Origin of the sequence: Pectobacterium polaris, from assembly GCF_002307355.1 — a bacterium.
Classification (GTDB): Bacteria; Pseudomonadota; Gammaproteobacteria; order Enterobacterales; family Enterobacteriaceae; genus Pectobacterium; species Pectobacterium polare.
On sequence record NZ_CP017481.1, the window covers coordinates 2,581,365 to 2,596,837 of the forward strand.

Genomic DNA, 15,473 nt, shown 5'->3' on the forward strand with positions numbered 1-15,473 from the left:
GGATTCAGTGCTCCTCAATATCTTCCGGTTCGAGATCCGGCGGTGCCGATAACGGTAGCGTGAAGTGGAAAGCTGCACCGCCGCTTTCCGCATTCGTTGCCCAGATACGGCCGCCGTGAATTTCCACAATTGCTCGACAGATCGCCAGCCCCAGCCCCACGCCGGGAATCGATGACTCTTTGTGACCACGGGAAAATTTATCAAAAATCATGCTTTCCTGGCCGTGCTCAATCCCCGGACCATTGTCCTGCACGATGATTTCCAAAACGTTTTCCTGCGTAGCAGGCAGCGAGGTTGTGTTCTCTGCAATAAGGCTTGTGGGAATCACGCTCGCCGAAATCGCGATGGTGGCCTGCTCTCCGGCGTACTTCAGCGCATTCTCCAGCAGGTTAATGAACACGCGTTCCATCAGCCCCGCATCACAATAAACCAGAACCATCTCATCAGGTAGATTAACCTGAATGGTGTTTTTCGCCAGTGCGCTTTCCAACTGTTGCAGAGCACTGCCGATGAGTTCCTCCGGCGTTTGCCACTCTTTGCGCAGGTTAAAACCGTCCGACTGAATGCGCGCCATATCGAGCAGATTATTCACCAGCCGCGTGGTGTTTAAAATGTGCTGGCGAATCTGGTTGGCCTGCTGGGCATAAGGCGACCCTTCGCTTGCCAGATTCAACGTCAGAATTTCTGCCTGACCAAAAAGGACGGTCAGCGGTGTGCGGAGATCGTGTGAAAGCGCGGCAAGCAGCGAGTTACGCAACTGTTCGCGCTCGGCATCCAGCCGGGCATTTTCCGTACTTTGCATCAGATGCAGACGCTCCAGCGCGTTGGCGATCAGCACGGTAAAGGTTTCCAGCAGGCGCTGCTGTTCGGGGATCATCAACTGGCGGGCGTTATTGGGTTCGATCGCCAACACACCGAAGATTTGCTGCGTGGTGGCGAGCGGCAGGATCTGATACGACACGCCGGGCAGGGTGGACGTTCCCGCTCCGGCCGGCGCGCGATGATCGAAGCTCCAGCGGGCGATAGCCCGATCGACAATCAGCTGCTGGCTGTCTCGCGCAGGCTGCGCAAGTTCAGGCGACGTATGATGCAGGCTATCGGCGAGCAGAACCGCGATTCTGGCCTGAAACGTCGTGCTGAGAAAATGTTGGCTAGCTTCGACAATATCGGCGCTGGACAGGCTGCGGTTCAGCGCCTTGGACATCTCATACAGATGGCGGACGCGCTGCTCGCGATAGCGGGCGACTCTGGCCTGATAGCGCACGCCTGCGGTCAGATTACCGACTAGTAGGCCGACGCCGAGCATCACGGCAAAGGTGACCAGATATTGTGCATCCGACACGGCAAACGTGCCGCGCGGTAAAATAAAGAAGAGATCGAAACTGGCGACGTTGATGACGGCGGCGAATACCGACGGCCAGCGGCCAAAGAAGAGCGCGACGATCACCACGGCCAGCAGATAAATCATCACCAGATTGACTGGCTCCAGCATGGCAAACGGCGACCACGACGCGAGCAGGGTGATAAAGGCACATAGCAGCGTGGCGAGCCCGCAGCCAAACAGCTGCATACGCCATTTCTCTACCAGCCCGCGCGCATCAGGCGTTTTAATCGGTGCGGCTGGCGCATCATCCTGCACGGCCACGACGACCAGATCGAGATCCGGCCCCAGCCTGCCGAGCCGTTCGGCAAAGCGGGTACGCCACCACCAGCCGAAACGTTGCTCTACGTGGCGACCAATAACGATCTTACCGAGGTTGTGCTCACGCGCATAGCGCAGGACGGCAAGCTCTTCGTCGGGTTCAGATAGCGTAACCGTTTCTGCCCCTAAATCCTGTGCCAGCTTGAGCGCCCGTAAGATGGCGCGCCGCTGCGGTTCGGGCAAGCGGTGCAGACGTGGCGTTTCAACGTAAACGGCGTGCCAGGCGCTGCCCAACCGTGCCGCCAGTCGTGCCGCCGTTCGCACCAATTTTTCATTGCCCGTGCCGTGGCCGATGCATAACAGAATGGCATCGCGCGTATGCCAGACCTGCTCGCGTCCTTTTCCGGCACGCATGGCGCGCATTTGATCGTCAACCCGATCCGCCATGCGCCGCAGCGCCAGTTCACGCAGAGCGATCAAATTGCCTTTACGGAAAAAGTTCTCGACGGCGCGCTCGGCCTGAAGCGGCAAATAGACTTTGCCCTCATTCAGGCGCTGGCGCAGATCGTCCGGTGGCAAGTCCACCAGAATGACTTCGCTGGCCTGATCGAATATCGGATCGGGTACGGTTTCCCGTACCCGAATCCCCGTGACGCCGCCGACCACGTCATTCAGGCTTTCCAGATGCTGAACGTTCACTGTCGTAAAAACGTCGATACCGGCATCGAGCAGTTCCTGCACGTCCTGCCAGCGTTTTGGGTGGCGAGAGCCGTTTACGTTACTGTGCGCCAGTTCGTCGATCAGAATCAGCGCCGGACAGCGCGCCAGCGCCGCATCCAGATCGAATTCGACAGTATGGCGGCCGTGGTGGCGAAAATGTTTGGGCGGCAGCAGCGGCAACCCCTCCAGCAGCGCAGCGGTCTCGCTACGGCCGTGAGTTTCGACCACGCCGACAAGAATATCCAGCCCCTGTGCCCGCAGCCGCTGAGCTTCCTGTAACATGGCATAGGTTTTCCCGACACCGGCGCAGGCACCAAAAAAGATTTTCAGCTTGCCGCGCGGTGGCGCACCGACCTGAGCCAGCAGGCTATCGGGATCCGGGCGACGATCTTCACCGTCAATCATGTTCTATCCCTTATTGGCGCGGCCTGAACCGTGGTCAGGCCGCAGCAAAGACGGCGGGGAGTCTGGCTCCCCGTTATACCCTAAATAATTCGAGCTGCATGCAGGCGGCAACCGCGCGAATCCCCAGGAGCTTACACAAGTAAGTGACTGGGGTGAGTAAGGGCAGCCAACGCACAAGCAGCTTGAAGTATGACGGGTATGATGATTAATAGTAACGCACTGTCGATTAAGGCAGGCCTTTTTCCTTATCCAGCGCCAGATTCAGCAGCAGGACATTGACCGCTGGCTGCCCAATGAACGCGGGTTTACTCGTCTCAGTAAAGCGATCGATCAGTTGCTGCACCTGCTGGAGCGACATTCCTCTGGCCTGCGCGATGTAGAGCGCCTGATAGCGCGCGGTTTCTGGGGAAATCTGCGGATCCAGCCCGCTGCCGGATGCCGTCAACAGTTCAGCAGGTACTGGCTGCTGATTGCCAACTAGCTGATGCCAGCGAGCGGCGCGTTCACCGATCTGTTTGTCCAGCACCGGATTGCTGGCGGCCAGATTGCTACCGCCGGACGCCAGCGCGTTATAAGGCGCATCTGACGTGGCGGACGGGCGCCCTTGAAAATAGCCCGCTCGATTGAACGCCTGCCCGATCAGGGATGACCCCACGGCGGTATTCTCACGGTAAATAAGCGATCCGTTTGCCTGTGTCGGGAACAGCCACTGTGCCAGCACTGTTGTCAGCAGCGGGTAGGCCAGACCGGTCAACAGCAGTAATAACAAGAATAAAAACAATGAAGAACGTAAATAGCGCATAGCGTATACCCGTCAGTCCTTAAGCCAGATTCAGCCCAGTCAGCAACATATCAATCAGCTTGATACCGAGGAACGGCACCAGCAGCCCGCCAAGACCATAAATCCACAGATTGCGGCTTAACTGCGCCGCCGCGCTCATGGGTTGATAGCGAATCCCTTTGAGCGCCAGCGGGATCAGAAACACGATAATCAGCGCATTGAAGATCACCGCCGACAGCATGGCCGAGGTGGGGGAATGCAACTGCATTACATTGAGCGCATTGAGCTGCGGATAGGTAGCGGCAAAAGCGGCCGGGATAATGGCGAAATACTTCGCCACGTCGTTGGCGATACTGAACGTTGTCAGCGAGCCGCGCGTCATCAGCATCTGCTTACCGATGTGTACGACTTCGATCAGCTTGGTTGGATTGGAGTCTAAATCAACCATGTTGCCCGCTTCCTTTGCTGCTTGCGTGCCGGAGTTCATGGCAACCGCCACATCGGCCTGCGCCAGCGCGGGCGCATCGTTAGTGCCGTCACCGGTCATAGCCACCAGCCGCCCTTCGGCCTGATACTGGCGGATCAGCGCTAGCTTGGTTTCTGGCGTCGCTTCCGCCAGAAAATCATCGACGCCAGCTTCTGCGGCAATCGCTGCTGCCGTGAGCGGGTTGTCGCCGGTGATCATCACGGTTTTGATCCCCATACTGCGCAGCTCGGCAAAGCGTTCTTTGATGCCGCTTTTCACGATATCTTTCAGCTCCACCACGCCAAGCACGCGCTTACCTTCCGCAACAACCAGCGGCGTCCCCCCGCTGCGTGCGACGTTGGAGACCGCTTCTTCGACCTGATGCGGGAAGTCGCCGTTGTTCGCTTCAATGTAGCGGCGCAGAGCATCGACGGCACCTTTACGAATGGTGCGCTGACCAAAATTGACGCCGCTCATGCGTGTCTGAGCCGTAAAAGGAACAAAGGTGGCGTCCAGCGAGCTGAGATCCTGATCTGCCAGATTAAAGCGCTGCTTCGCCAGCACCACGATACTGCGGCCTTCGGGCGTTTCATCCGCCAGAGACGCGAGACGCGCGGCGTCAGCCAGTGCCTGTTCGGTCACACCCGGCGCGGGCAGGAAAGCGGAAGCCTGGCGGTTGCCCAGCGTAATGGTGCCGGTTTTATCCAGCAGCAGAACGTCAATATCGCCCGCCGCTTCGACGGCGCGTCCGCTGGTGGCAATCACGTTAGCCCCCAGCATCCGGCTCATCCCAGCCACGCCGATAGCCGACAGCAGGCCACCGATGGTGGTCGGGATCAGACAGACCAGCAGAGCGACAAGTACGGTCACGCCGACGACATCGCCGCTGTTATTCGCCTGTACGCCGAACCAGGAGAACGGGTAGAGCGTCGCCGTCACCAGCAGGAAGATAAGTGTCAGCTCAATCAGCAGAATGGTCAGCGCGATTTCGTTCGGCGTTTTCCGACGCTGTGCCCCTTCGACCATGGCAATCATTCGGTCGAGGAAGGTTTCGCCCGGATTGACGCTGCACTGAATCACCAGCCAGTCGGACAACACGTGCGTGCCGCCAGTGACGGAGGCGAAATCGCCGCCGGACTCGCGAATCACTGGTGCGGATTCCCCGGTGATGGCGCTTTCATCGACGGACGCGCCGCCTTCCAGCACCTCACCGTCGCACGGAATGGTCTCACCCGCGCTCACCAGCACGATATCGCCCTTGCGCAGGCTGTCGGCTGGCACTGATTCCGAGCTGGTATCGTGATGTGGCGCGGCGAGCTTGTTAGCCCAACTGGTTTTTTTGACGCCTTTCAGCGCGTTCGCTTGCGCTTTACTGCGACCTTCTGCCAGCGCTTCGGCCATGTTGGCGAACAGCACGGTAAACCACAGCCAGAGTGATACCAGTCCGGTAAACATGGCGTTCCCTTCTGTCTTACCCGCCAGAATAGCCAGCCAGACGAGGGTCGTCAGCATACTGCCGAGATACACCACAAACATGACTGGGTTGCGCCACTGTATGCGCGGGTCGAGTTTCTTCAGCGCATCTTTCAGCGCTGAGCGGATTAACGTTCTATCAAACAGCGCTTGCTGTTTACGTTTGCCAACGTGGCGGGAAGCCTCGCTCTGCTGGGCAGAGGTCGGTTCCTGTGTTGCCTGATGATTCATCGTGTGACGAGTCATAAAAAGTCTCCAGCCTTAGTGAGTCAGGCCGAACTGTAAATGTTCAGCAACTGGCCCTAACGCCAGTGCAGGGATAAACGTCAGTGCGCCAATCAGCAGAACGATGGCGATGAGCATGCCGATAAACAGCGGACTGCGAGTGGACAGTGAGCCTTTGCTTTCCGGCTGGCGCTTTTTCACGACCAGCGAACCGGCGATAGCCAGCACGGGGATCATGACGGCAAAGCGGCCCAGCAGCATGGCGACAGCGAGCAGAACGTTATAGAACGGCGTGTTGACGCTCAGGCCGGCAAATGCGCTGCCGTTGTTGTTCGCGGCGGAGGACACGGCATAGAGCACTTCGCTAAAGCCATGTGCGCCAGGGTTCAGAATGCCGCTGCGTCCGGCTTCTGTGCTTAGCGCCAGCGCGGTGCCGAGCAGCACCAGTGCGGGCGGAATCAGAATCGCCAGCGCCGTCATCTTCATCTCATAGACTTCGATCTTTTTGCCCAGATATTCCGGCGAGCGGCCAATCATCAGGCCAGCAATAAAGACGGTCAGAAGGACGAAAAGCAGCATGCCGTACAGGCCAGAACCGACACCGCCGAACACCACTTCACCAATCTGCATCAACCACATGGGAACCATGCCGCCGAGGGCGGTGAAGGAGTCGTGCATCGCATTCACCGCGCCCGTCGAGGTGGCCGTGGTGACAACCGCATACAGGCTGGACGTCAGAACGCCAAAACGCGTCTCTTTACCTTCCAGGTTTGCGGCGCTGTCCGCGCCTAATGCCAGCAGATGCGGGTTACCGTTGACCTCCATTTTCATCACCACGGCAGCGGCGACGATAAAGATCAGCGCCATCGCCCACAGCAGCGCATGGCCCTGACGCTTGTCGCTCACGGCTTTACCAAAGGCGAAGCACAGCGCGGTAGGGATCAACAGGATCGCCAGCATTTGCACGATGTTGCTCAGTGCGGTCGGGTTTTCAAACGGGTGCGCCGAGTTGGCACCAAAGAAGCCGCCACCGTTTGTGCCCAGCAGTTTAATCGCTTCCTGTGAGGCAACCGGCCCCATCGGCAGCGTTTGGGCTGCGCCGTCCAGCGTGGTCAGATGTTGGTAAGGCAGCAGGTTCTGCAACACGCCCTGACTGACAAAAAACAGCGCCAGCAGCAGAGACAGCGGCAGCAGCACATACAGCGTGATGCGAAACAGATCGAGCCACGCGTTGCCCAGCGTGTCGACACAGCGGCGGGAGAAGGCGCGGATTAACGCGAAAGCCACCGCAATGCCGCTGGCGGCGGACAGGAAGTTTTGTACCGTTAGGCCAACCATCTGGCTCAGGTAGCTCAGCGTGTTTTCACCGCTGTAAGCCTGCCAGTTGGTGTTGGTGACAAAACTGATTGCCGTGTTCAACGCCAAATGCCACGACAACCCCGGCATATTTTCTGGGTTAAGCGGCAGACCCCCCTGCGCCATTAACAGGACAAACAAGACGACAATGCCGATCAGGTTAAGCGTCAGAATAGCCGCCGCATACTGCTGCCAGCGCATCTCCGTCGTATCGAAAGCGAAAAGGCGCGCCGTTCCCGCTTCAAACTTTTGCAGGAACACACCCGTTTCGCCCTCAATCAGACGGGCCAGTCCGCTGCCCAGCGGCTGAGCGGCGATCAGTACGGTAAGCAGCAGACCAAAGATCAGTAAAAAAGCGTCAGCGGCCATCAGAATTCCTCCGCCTTCAACAAGGCATAAACCAGATAGGCCAGTAACAGCAGCACGAGTAGGCCGCCTAAGACGATGCTAAGCGTCACAACACACCTCCAGAACAAAATAGACAGCGTCAGAGTAGGAAAACGCAGGAAAAGAAGGTGCAAATTTCCCGTATGCGGGCGTAAAAAAAGTATAAAAATGGGATGAAAAGTCGGCGGTGGAGGCTATAAGGGCGTTATGGCGTCAGTAAAGCTGTAGGTGGCGAGAAGCGGGTACTGAGGAAAGGGAATAAAGTGATCCAATCTAAAACCATAAATTAACTAATGGTGGGTTTATTTTTAACGTCGCTGTAACTTAATAACGTGATGATGAAAAAATTGGCGATTATTTCATCTTTTACTGGTCAGATGAGTAGTAAACTTTCAGAAAAGGCGGTAAAATTTTAACCAATATCACAGTTCTTATTTTATCGTTATGAAAAGCGCCGCTGAACAAGGGCGCTTATCCCAGAGGAGGATCGTTATGTCGCTTTATACTACTTATCCCTTGCACCGTATTCTCCTGCGTCGCGCTGCCGTGGTTGCCATCGGCGTGCTGGCGTTACCGGTGATGCTGTTCCGTCGCGATCGGGCACGTTTTTACAGCTATTTACACCGCGTCTGGCTGAAAACCAGCGATAAGCCGGTATGGATGGCGCAGTCCGAAGCCGCCGCCTGCGATTTTTATTAAGAATACCGCGCCAGGTTACCGTTGACCGCTCTGCGCGCGTAGTCGTGAATGTAGTCGTGAACAGTGACGCCAGTACGTTGTGCATACTGACGCCATGAGTTTGAAACATTCAACGGCACTGATTAAGCGTCATTTCCACTACGGATCTGGCGCTTATTTTGTTTTTAGCGCATGAAATCGTAATGCCAGCAACATCACCGATAAGCTGATAAATACCGCAACGCTTGCCATCGCCATCCCATCCCCGACGGAACCTTGCTCAAACTGACGCCAAACGAAAATGGACACCGTTTGCACGCCCGCAGGTGATAGCAGGAGTGACGTCACCAGCTCGCGCGACGCGACGGCAAAAACCAGCATCATCGCTGCCAGCAGGCTGGGGAAGACCAGCGGGAAAACGATCAATCGTAATGCCGCCATTGCGCTAGCGCCGTGAACACGCGCCGCTGACTCCAGATTACTGCCGATTTGCGCCAATGCCGCACTGCTATAGCGGACAGGGTAGGGCAGCAGCAGACAACTGTATGACAGCAGCAAAATCACCCAGGTGTTATAGGGCGTGATCGGCCAGAAGCTTTGGTTCCAGGCGAGTATCAACCCCACTCCGACAACGATTCCCGGCAGCGCGGCGGGTAGCATCGATAGTCCATCCAACACTGCTGCCCCCCGAATACGCTTGGCGACCACAAACCACGATGCCAAAAAGCCGACCGTACCCGTCAGCAACGCGCTGCCGACCGCCAGTCCCAGACTGGTCGTCAAGGCGGGTAACGCTTCGTTTTCGTAATCAACCAACATAGTGAAGTGCTGCCAGGTTAAATTTTGCCAGGAAATCTCGCTGGAGATGGTGGCAGAAAACGCGGTAATCAGCATGGACGCCAGTGGAATCCCGACGGCCAGCAGCCCGACGGTGCTAAACAGCACTAATACCGGCCAGCGCCATATTCCTAATGGACGAGTGACAATGGCGGCGGGTTTGCCGGTGGTGGTTTCCACATTGTTACCGGCGACAATCGCCCGCTGTAGGGTAAATGCGCAGAGCGCAATGGCGACCAACAGCAAAGACAGCACAGCGGAACCGGAGAGATCGATCGGCCAGTCCGCCAGACGCTGCTCGATATTTGTCGTCAGGACCTGAATACCGGCACGCGATCCCAGTGCGGCAGGTATGCCGTATTCCTCGATAGCCAGCGTGAAGGCAAGCAGCAGGCTGGCTGCTGTCGCAGGCAGCGACAATGGCAGCGTGACTCGCAAGAAGGCCTGCCAGCCGCTGGCACCGTGAACGCGAGCGACATCCGCCAGACGGTTTCCGCTTGCAGCCATACTGCGCGAAACGGCGAAATAGACGACTGGGAAAATATTCAGCGTCATGACACCAATCATGCCGGGCAGTGAAAACAGAACCTCACCGAGTTGAATGGGCAATAGCTGTTCTGCGTAGCCTCGTGGCTGTAGCGCCAGCATCCACGACAGCCCGGCAATATACGGTGGGATCAGGAAGGGAATGAGAAACAGTAAATCCCAAAATCTTGCCAGCGGGAGCGCAAAGAGCCCGCGTAACGCACCGAGTGGAATAGCAATGACCGCACAGCACAGAGCAACACCCAGCCCAAGCAGCAGCGTATTTTTCAACAGCGCGAACAAGCGCGCCTGTGCGAAGACGTCCGCGAAGGCCGAGAACGGGTTCGCAAAGGAACCTGAACCCAAATTCGGGAAAATCGCCTGTAGCGCAACGAACAATACGGGAATGCCAACCAGCGTAAAAAGTACCGCCACCGTAAACAGTGGCAGTAAAGCAAACTTGTTCATCTGATACTCCAGCCTTGCTGACGGTCGTCAGCAAGGCATTATCTCGTGTCATACCACTCGAACTATCCGAGGGCTGTCATGACTGAACAGGCTTAGCGCTGACCAAATAAGGTGGCAAAGCGATCGAGAATGGCAGCACGGGACGCTGACGCGCTATCGCCTTCCGGCAGTAATGTCAGGCTCTTAAACAAAGGACGCTTGGCATCAATGTCCTGACGTGCGGGCATCAGCCAGGCTTCCGCCACGGCTTTCTGGCCTTCAGGCGACAACATATAGTTGATGAAGTCTTTGGCCTGCTGCTGGTTTTTGCTGCTTTTCAGGATCATCATCGGGCGAGGGGCAATGACGGTGCCGCTGGAAGGGAAAATGACTTTAATGGATTCGCCAGACTCCATGCTGCCGTAAGAAACGTAATCCACGGCACCAAAAACGGCGGCTTTCGCGCCTTGCAGCACCGGCGTTAATGCCTGGGCGTTCGGGCCTGCGATGATCATACCGTTGGCTTTTAAGCGATCGAACATCTCCCAGGCTTTATCTTTTTCCGCATTTTGCAAACCAATCAGCAGATCGAGCGAGGCACCGGACAGCGCGGGATCTGGCGTGGTGACTTTATCTTTAAATTCAGGTTTGGTGAGGTCGTTCCAGTCTTTGGGTTCTGGCGTGCCGCTCTTGCTGTTCCAGACAATGCCCAGCGCGGAAATGCCCTGTGCCACGTAGAAAGGGGTTTTGAACTGTGCAGGCACGGTGGCTGCATTCGGGCTATCAAATTCCAGCAGCCAGCCGCGTTGCTGCAAATCTGTCGCCGTATCCCAGGAGGCGGAAATCAGGACATCGGCACGTGGGTTGGCCTGCTCGGCTTCCAGTCTGGCCATGACTTTACCGGTTGTTGCCTGAAAAACATCGACTTTCACGCCAGTCTGCTTTTCATAACCTGCTGCCAGTTTCTTTGCCAGTGCTCCCGGTCCGGCGGTGTACAGCGTCAGGGCCTGTGCGCTGCCTGCTACCGCTGCTAATGAGAGAGCTATACCCATAATGATGCCTCGTTGATTCATGGTAAACAGTGTGTTTTTCATTGCATTTTCCCCAAAGTTAAAGAGTGGTGATATCAGTAATGTGGCCTTGCGACATGTGAACAATACGGTGCGCCAATATGTTGGCTTCGCCTCTGTCGTGGGTGACATACACGGCGGTGGTCCCAAGATGGCGCAAGAGCGATGCCATCTCCTGACAAAGCGATTCACGTAGATCCCGGTCGAGATTGGATAGCGGTTCATCGAAGAGCAGGATGTTCGGTTCCGCGATGATGGCGCGTGCCAGCGCGACTCGCTGTTGCTGGCCGCCAGACAAATCGGCCGGTTTGCGATCGGAAAAATCAGCCAGACCGACGCGCGCTAGCGTGACGTCAACGCGTTGGCGGCAGAGATCGCGCGGAACCTTCCTCATCAGCAGCGGGAACCCGACGTTTTGTGCAACGGTCATATGTGGCCAAAGCGCGTAGTCCTGAAAGACCATGCCCAGATTGCGCTGCTCAGGCGGCAGGGATAGCTGGTGACCAGCAACCTGACGATCGCCAAAATGAATGGTGCCCGCGTCCGGCTGTAACAAACCGGCCAGCAGCTTTAGCAACGTGCTTTTGCCGCAGCCGGAAGGCCCCAGCAGGGCCAGAATGGTGCCTTTTGGCACATCGAGGCTGATGGAATCGAGAACCGTTTTGCCTGCAAAAGCGTGGGACAATTTGTCGATCGCAATCGCGGCGGGTGCGGTGAGTTCAGCGGTGGTCATCATCACCTCCGTGCAATAACGGGAGGCGATATCCATTTTGATATCGGTGGATCGGGCGAGCGCTTTGGGGTTGCCTGGTTAAAGGCCATAGCAAAGCGTCCCGCCAGTAAAGCAGGGGAAAAAACATGGGGTATCCTCTTTGGGACTCTATATCGGAATGGGGATTGTAGTGGGGGAATAAGGCTATTTGATGACAGACGAAACGATATCCGCGATGCACGTTTTGGATATCAATATCGCTCGCAGAGAAAACCGTCTTATTTGATCGACATAATCCATCAATCTCATGATTTATTACTTTATTCTTCGCTGCGACTGCACAGAATCGTGGTGAAATCCGCTATGCTGGTCAGAGGGTTTGCAGAATGCCATCAAGGCAAACCATATATGACAAGCGTAAGGATAAATCATGACGCTCGAACTCATTCCTGTTGGTATCAGCGCCTGTCTGCTCGGTAATCCCGTGCGATTTGATGGCGGACACAAGCGTTTGACGTTTGCCGCTGAACAACTGGCACCCTATTTTCGTTTTGAACCGGTCTGCCCGGAAATGGCGATTGGTTTACCGGTGCCGCGTCCGGCACTCAGGCTGGTGCGAGAAGGGGAAAGCCATATCACGATGCGTGCCAGCAATGGTTCGCCGCTGGATGTTACCCAGCAGATGACGGTGTTTTCCGCTGACAAAGTCAGCCAGCTTCAGCACTTATGCGGTTATATCGTTTGTGCCAAATCGCCGAGCTGCGGTATGGAGCGTGTGAAGGTTTACGATGAAGCGCAAAAGGATGCGCGTAAAAGTGGTATCGGCCTGTTTACGCAGGAACTGATGCGGCAAATGCCCTGGCTACCGGTTGAGGAAGACGGACGCCTGCAAGATCCCGGCCTGCGGGAAAATTTCATTGAGCGCGTTTATGCGTTACACGAGCTGAATCAGCTATGGCAAAACGGGCTGAGCCGTGGCGCGCTGATTGCCTTTCATAGCCGCTATAAACTCCTGCTGCTGGCGCATTCCCAGCCGGAATACCGCGAGCTGGGGCCGTTTGTTGCGGGGATCGATAAGTGGGAATCGCTGGAAGACTACATCGTTGAATACCGGAAGCGGCTAATGAAACTGTTGTCGAAGCCTGCGACGCGTCGCAATCACACCAATGTGCTGATGCACGTACAGGGCTACTTCCGACGCCAGCTCAATTCTCAGCAGCGACAGGAACTGGCGCAGCTCATCGATCGCTATCGACAGGGCTTACAGCCGCTACTGGCACCTATCACGTTGCTAAAACATTACATGGCGGAATACCCCGATGCGTATCTGGCTCAGCAGCGTTACTTTGAGCCGTACCCCGAGGCATTACGCCTGCGTTACGGACACTAGTTTGACCGCCCGAGGAATGTCATGACCACGCATGCAGTTACACATGTAGTCTGGCTACGCAACGACCTGCGCGTTACCGATAATCTGGCGCTGTACGCGGCCTGTCAGGATCCGAACGCCACCGTGCTGGCGGTTTTTATCGCCACGCCTGCGCAGTGGGAAAAGCACGATATGGCACCACGTCAGGCTACCTTTCTGCTGGAGAACCTGACGCTGGTGCAGCAGGCGCTGGCCGAGAAAGGCATCCCGCTGCATTACCACGAATGTGCTGACTTTGCGGCGTCGGTTGACTGGCTGGTACAGTTTTGTGCGCAGCAGCAGGCTACCGATCTTTTCTACCATTATCAGTATGAAATCAACGAGCGCCTGCGTGATAAGCAGGTTAAAGATCGGCTGGCCGATAGCGTGGTTTGTCACGGTTATCATGACAGCCTGTTGTTACCGCCGGGTAGCGTGCTGACGGGTAATGGTGAGATGTATAAAGTATTTACGCCCTTTCGTCAGGCCTTTATCAAACGCCTGCTGGAGTCGGATACGACCTGCGTACCGGCACCAGACGCGCGCGGTGAACCGATCAATAACACAGTGGAACTGGCACCGTTTAGCTACCCGCAGCGCGAGGTGGATAGCGATGATTTCCCCAGCGGCGAACGCGCGGCATTACAGCAACTGCGCCGTTTTTGCCGCGAGCAGGTGCAGGATTATGACAAGCAGCGGGATTTTCCGTCGCTGCCCGGCACCAGCAAACTGTCTCCGTATCTGGCGCTTGGGATCGTATCGCCGCGCCAATGCTTTAACCGTCTGCGTGCCGAATGCCCGGAGATGTTGGAACGTCGTGAAGGCGGGGCGTTTACCTGGTTTAACGAGCTGGTCTGGCGTGAATTTTACCGCCACCTGATCGTGTCCTGGCCGCAGCTGTGTAAACACCGACCGTTCACCGCGTGGACGCAGTGGGTGAAATGGCGGGAATCACCGGAGGATTTAGCCGCCTGGCAGCAGGGGAAAACGGGCTACCCGATCGTGGATGCAGCGATGCGTCAACTGAATGAAACGGGATGGATGCACAATCGCCTGCGTATGATTTGTGCCAGTTTTCTCGTCAAAGATTTACTGATCGATTGGCGCGAAGGCGAACGCTACTTTATGTCGCAACTGCTGGATGGCGATCTGGCGGCGAATAACGGCGGCTGGCAGTGGGCGGCATCGACAGGCACCGATGCGGCACCTTATTTTCGTATTTTCAATCCGACAACGCAGGGCGAGCGCTTCGACCCTGAAGGTCGGTTTATTCGTCACTGGCTGCCCGAACTGGCTGCCGTACCGGATAAAGATATTCATCAGCCTCACCGTTGGGCTGACAAACACCACCATCAGCTGAACTATCCGCTGCCCATCGTCGACCATAAAACCGCGCGTCAGAATACGTTGGCGGCGTTTGAGGCGGCCAAAAATATCGGTATGGCGGATAACGATCGAGAAGAGAACAGTAAGTATGCGTAATGTGGAATTGGAAAGAATCATTAACGAGAAACTGAGCACGGCGACGTTTCAGGACTACGCACCGAACGGTTTACAGGTTGAGGGGCGTGCGGACGTAAAACGCATTGTGACGGGCGTAACGGCCTCACAGGCGCTGCTGGATGCGGCGGTAGAAAAGCAGGCCGATGCGATTCTGGTTCATCACGGCTACTTCTGGAAAAACGAACCGCAGATTGTCTGTGGTATGAAGCGTAACCGACTGAAAACGCTGTTGCTCAATGATATCAACCTGTACGGCTATCACTTGCCGTTGGATGCACACCCAGAACTGGGGAATAACGCACAGCTGGCGGCGCTGCTGGAGATTCAGGTGCAGGGCGCGATCGAGCCGCTGGTGCCGTATGGCGAACTGGCGCAGCCTATGACGGCAGACGCTTTTTGCCGCCGTGTAGAAAAACGATTGGGGCGTAGCGTGCTGCATTGTGGGGATAATGCACCGCAACAGATACAGCGCGTGGCTTGGTGTACCGGCGGCGGTCAGGGCTTTATTGAACAAGCGGCCCGCTTCGGGGTCGATGCGTTTATTACCGGTGAAGTGTCTGAGCAAACGATTCATATCGCACGCGAAATGGGGCTGCACTTCTTTGCTGCCGGACACCATGCCACCGAACGCGGTGGCATCAAAGCGTTGGGCGAATGGCTGGCGGCACAGCATGGTTTTGATGTGACATTTATTGATATTCCTAACCCTGCGTGAGGGGGCTGAAAGTCCCGGTATCGCACAGGAATGATGTCACATTTTGGATATTGGCATCGTTGTTGCTTCGTTGTTGAGAAGAAAATATATCGGTAAGTAACGCTAATCATTTAGCCATGTTCA

12 protein-coding genes are annotated in these 15,473 nt (G+C 56.3%); 4 read left to right on the top strand and 8 right to left on the bottom strand.

Features of this window, described 5'->3' with window-relative positions:
• Nucleotides 1-4: 4 nt before the first annotated feature.
• From kdpD to kdpF, 5 genes are all read right to left on the bottom strand, one after another.
• A complete protein-coding gene (kdpD, locus tag BJJ97_RS11660) occupies nt 5-2,767 on the bottom strand; it encodes a two-component system sensor histidine kinase KdpD (RefSeq protein WP_095994023.1) in 2,763 nt (920 codons plus the stop codon).
• Nucleotides 2,768-2,993: 226 nt separating this feature from the next.
• The gene (kdpC, locus tag BJJ97_RS11665; protein WP_095994024.1) at nt 2,994-3,569 is read right to left on the bottom strand and encodes a potassium-transporting ATPase subunit KdpC; all 576 of its coding nucleotides are present in this window, start codon (nt 3,567-3,569) and stop codon (nt 2,994-2,996) included.
• Between the two features lie 19 nt (nt 3,570-3,588).
• Nucleotides 3,589-5,733 (bottom strand): potassium-transporting ATPase subunit KdpB, encoded by a 2,145-nt coding sequence (gene kdpB / locus BJJ97_RS11670; RefSeq protein WP_095994025.1) that lies wholly within the window; start codon nt 5,731-5,733, stop codon nt 3,589-3,591.
• 15 nt (nt 5,734-5,748) lie between these two features.
• Entirely contained in the window at nt 5,749-7,437 is a 1,689-nt protein-coding gene (gene kdpA / locus BJJ97_RS11675) for a potassium-transporting ATPase subunit KdpA (RefSeq protein ID WP_095994026.1), read from the bottom strand.
• Nucleotides 7,437-7,526: a K(+)-transporting ATPase subunit F gene (gene kdpF / locus BJJ97_RS11680; RefSeq protein WP_039290783.1), complete on the bottom strand. Its 90-nt coding sequence runs from the start codon at nt 7,524-7,526 to the stop codon at nt 7,437-7,439. The genes kdpA and kdpF overlap by 1 nt, the downstream gene beginning before the upstream one ends.
• Before the next feature lie 421 nt (nt 7,527-7,947).
• On the opposite strand from kdpF, the gene BJJ97_RS11685 reads away from it, so the two are divergent.
• Nucleotides 7,948-8,154: a YbfA family protein gene (locus tag BJJ97_RS11685; RefSeq protein WP_010299142.1), complete on the top strand. Its 207-nt coding sequence runs from the start codon at nt 7,948-7,950 to the stop codon at nt 8,152-8,154.
• 153 nt (nt 8,155-8,307) lie between these two features.
• On the opposite strand, the gene BJJ97_RS11690 is transcribed toward BJJ97_RS11685, so the two are convergent.
• From BJJ97_RS11690 to BJJ97_RS11700, 3 genes are all read right to left on the bottom strand, one after another.
• Nucleotides 8,308-9,963, bottom strand: a complete 1,656-nt coding sequence (locus tag BJJ97_RS11690; protein ID WP_095994027.1) for an ABC transporter permease — start codon at nt 9,961-9,963, stop codon at nt 8,308-8,310.
• Between the two features lie 92 nt (nt 9,964-10,055).
• Nucleotides 10,056-11,036 carry an ABC transporter substrate-binding protein gene (locus BJJ97_RS11695; protein WP_095698873.1) on the bottom strand — a complete coding sequence of 327 codons (981 nt, stop codon included), beginning with the start codon at nt 11,034-11,036 and terminating at the stop codon, nt 10,056-10,058.
• A gap of 16 nt (nt 11,037-11,052) precedes the next feature.
• Nucleotides 11,053-11,745, bottom strand: a complete 693-nt coding sequence (locus tag BJJ97_RS11700) for an ABC transporter ATP-binding protein (protein WP_095994028.1) — start codon at nt 11,743-11,745, stop codon at nt 11,053-11,055.
• Nucleotides 11,746-12,154: 409 nt separating this feature from the next.
• On the opposite strand from BJJ97_RS11700, the gene BJJ97_RS11705 reads away from it, so the two are divergent.
• Genes BJJ97_RS11705 through BJJ97_RS11715 form a run of 3 tightly spaced genes read left to right on the top strand, consistent with a single transcriptional unit; the run spans nt 12,155 to nt 15,350 of the window.
• Nucleotides 12,155-13,114, top strand: coding sequence for a YbgA family protein (locus BJJ97_RS11705; protein ID WP_095698875.1), 960 nt, complete (start codon nt 12,155-12,157; stop codon nt 13,112-13,114).
• Between the two features lie 21 nt (nt 13,115-13,135).
• A complete protein-coding gene (phrB, locus tag BJJ97_RS11710) occupies nt 13,136-14,614 on the top strand; it encodes a deoxyribodipyrimidine photo-lyase (RefSeq protein ID WP_095994029.1) in 1,479 nt (492 codons plus the stop codon).
• A complete protein-coding gene (locus tag BJJ97_RS11715; protein ID WP_010284983.1) occupies nt 14,607-15,350 on the top strand; it encodes a type 2 GTP cyclohydrolase I in 744 nt (247 codons plus the stop codon). The genes phrB and BJJ97_RS11715 overlap by 8 nt, the downstream gene beginning before the upstream one ends.
• The last annotated feature ends 123 nt before the right edge of the window (nt 15,351-15,473 follow it).

Bases quoted from the DNA above. Each gene is read 5' to 3' on its own strand.
- kdpD (WP_095994023.1), bottom strand. From the start codon at position 2,767: ATGATTGACGGTGAAGATCGTCGCCCGGATCCCGATAGCCTGCTGGCT.
- kdpC (WP_095994024.1), bottom strand. From the start codon at position 3,569: ATGCGCTATTTACGTTCTTCATTGTTTTTATTCTTGTTATTACTGCTG.
- kdpB (WP_095994025.1), bottom strand. From the start codon at position 5,733: ATGACTCGTCACACGATGAATCATCAGGCAACACAGGAACCGACCTCT.
- kdpA (WP_095994026.1), bottom strand. From the start codon at position 7,437: ATGGCCGCTGACGCTTTTTTACTGATCTTTGGTCTGCTGCTTACCGTA.
- BJJ97_RS11685 (WP_010299142.1), top strand. From the start codon at position 7,948: ATGTCGCTTTATACTACTTATCCCTTGCACCGTATTCTCCTGCGTCGC.
- BJJ97_RS11690 (WP_095994027.1), bottom strand. From the start codon at position 9,963: ATGAACAAGTTTGCTTTACTGCCACTGTTTACGGTGGCGGTACTTTTT.
- BJJ97_RS11695 (WP_095698873.1), bottom strand. From the start codon at position 11,036: ATGAAAAACACACTGTTTACCATGAATCAACGAGGCATCATTATGGGT.
- BJJ97_RS11700 (WP_095994028.1), bottom strand. From the start codon at position 11,745: ATGACCACCGCTGAACTCACCGCACCCGCCGCGATTGCGATCGACAAA.
- BJJ97_RS11705 (WP_095698875.1), top strand. From the start codon at position 12,155: ATGACGCTCGAACTCATTCCTGTTGGTATCAGCGCCTGTCTGCTCGGT.
- phrB (WP_095994029.1), top strand. From the start codon at position 13,136: ATGACCACGCATGCAGTTACACATGTAGTCTGGCTACGCAACGACCTG.
- BJJ97_RS11715 (WP_010284983.1), top strand. From the start codon at position 14,607: ATGCGTAATGTGGAATTGGAAAGAATCATTAACGAGAAACTGAGCACG.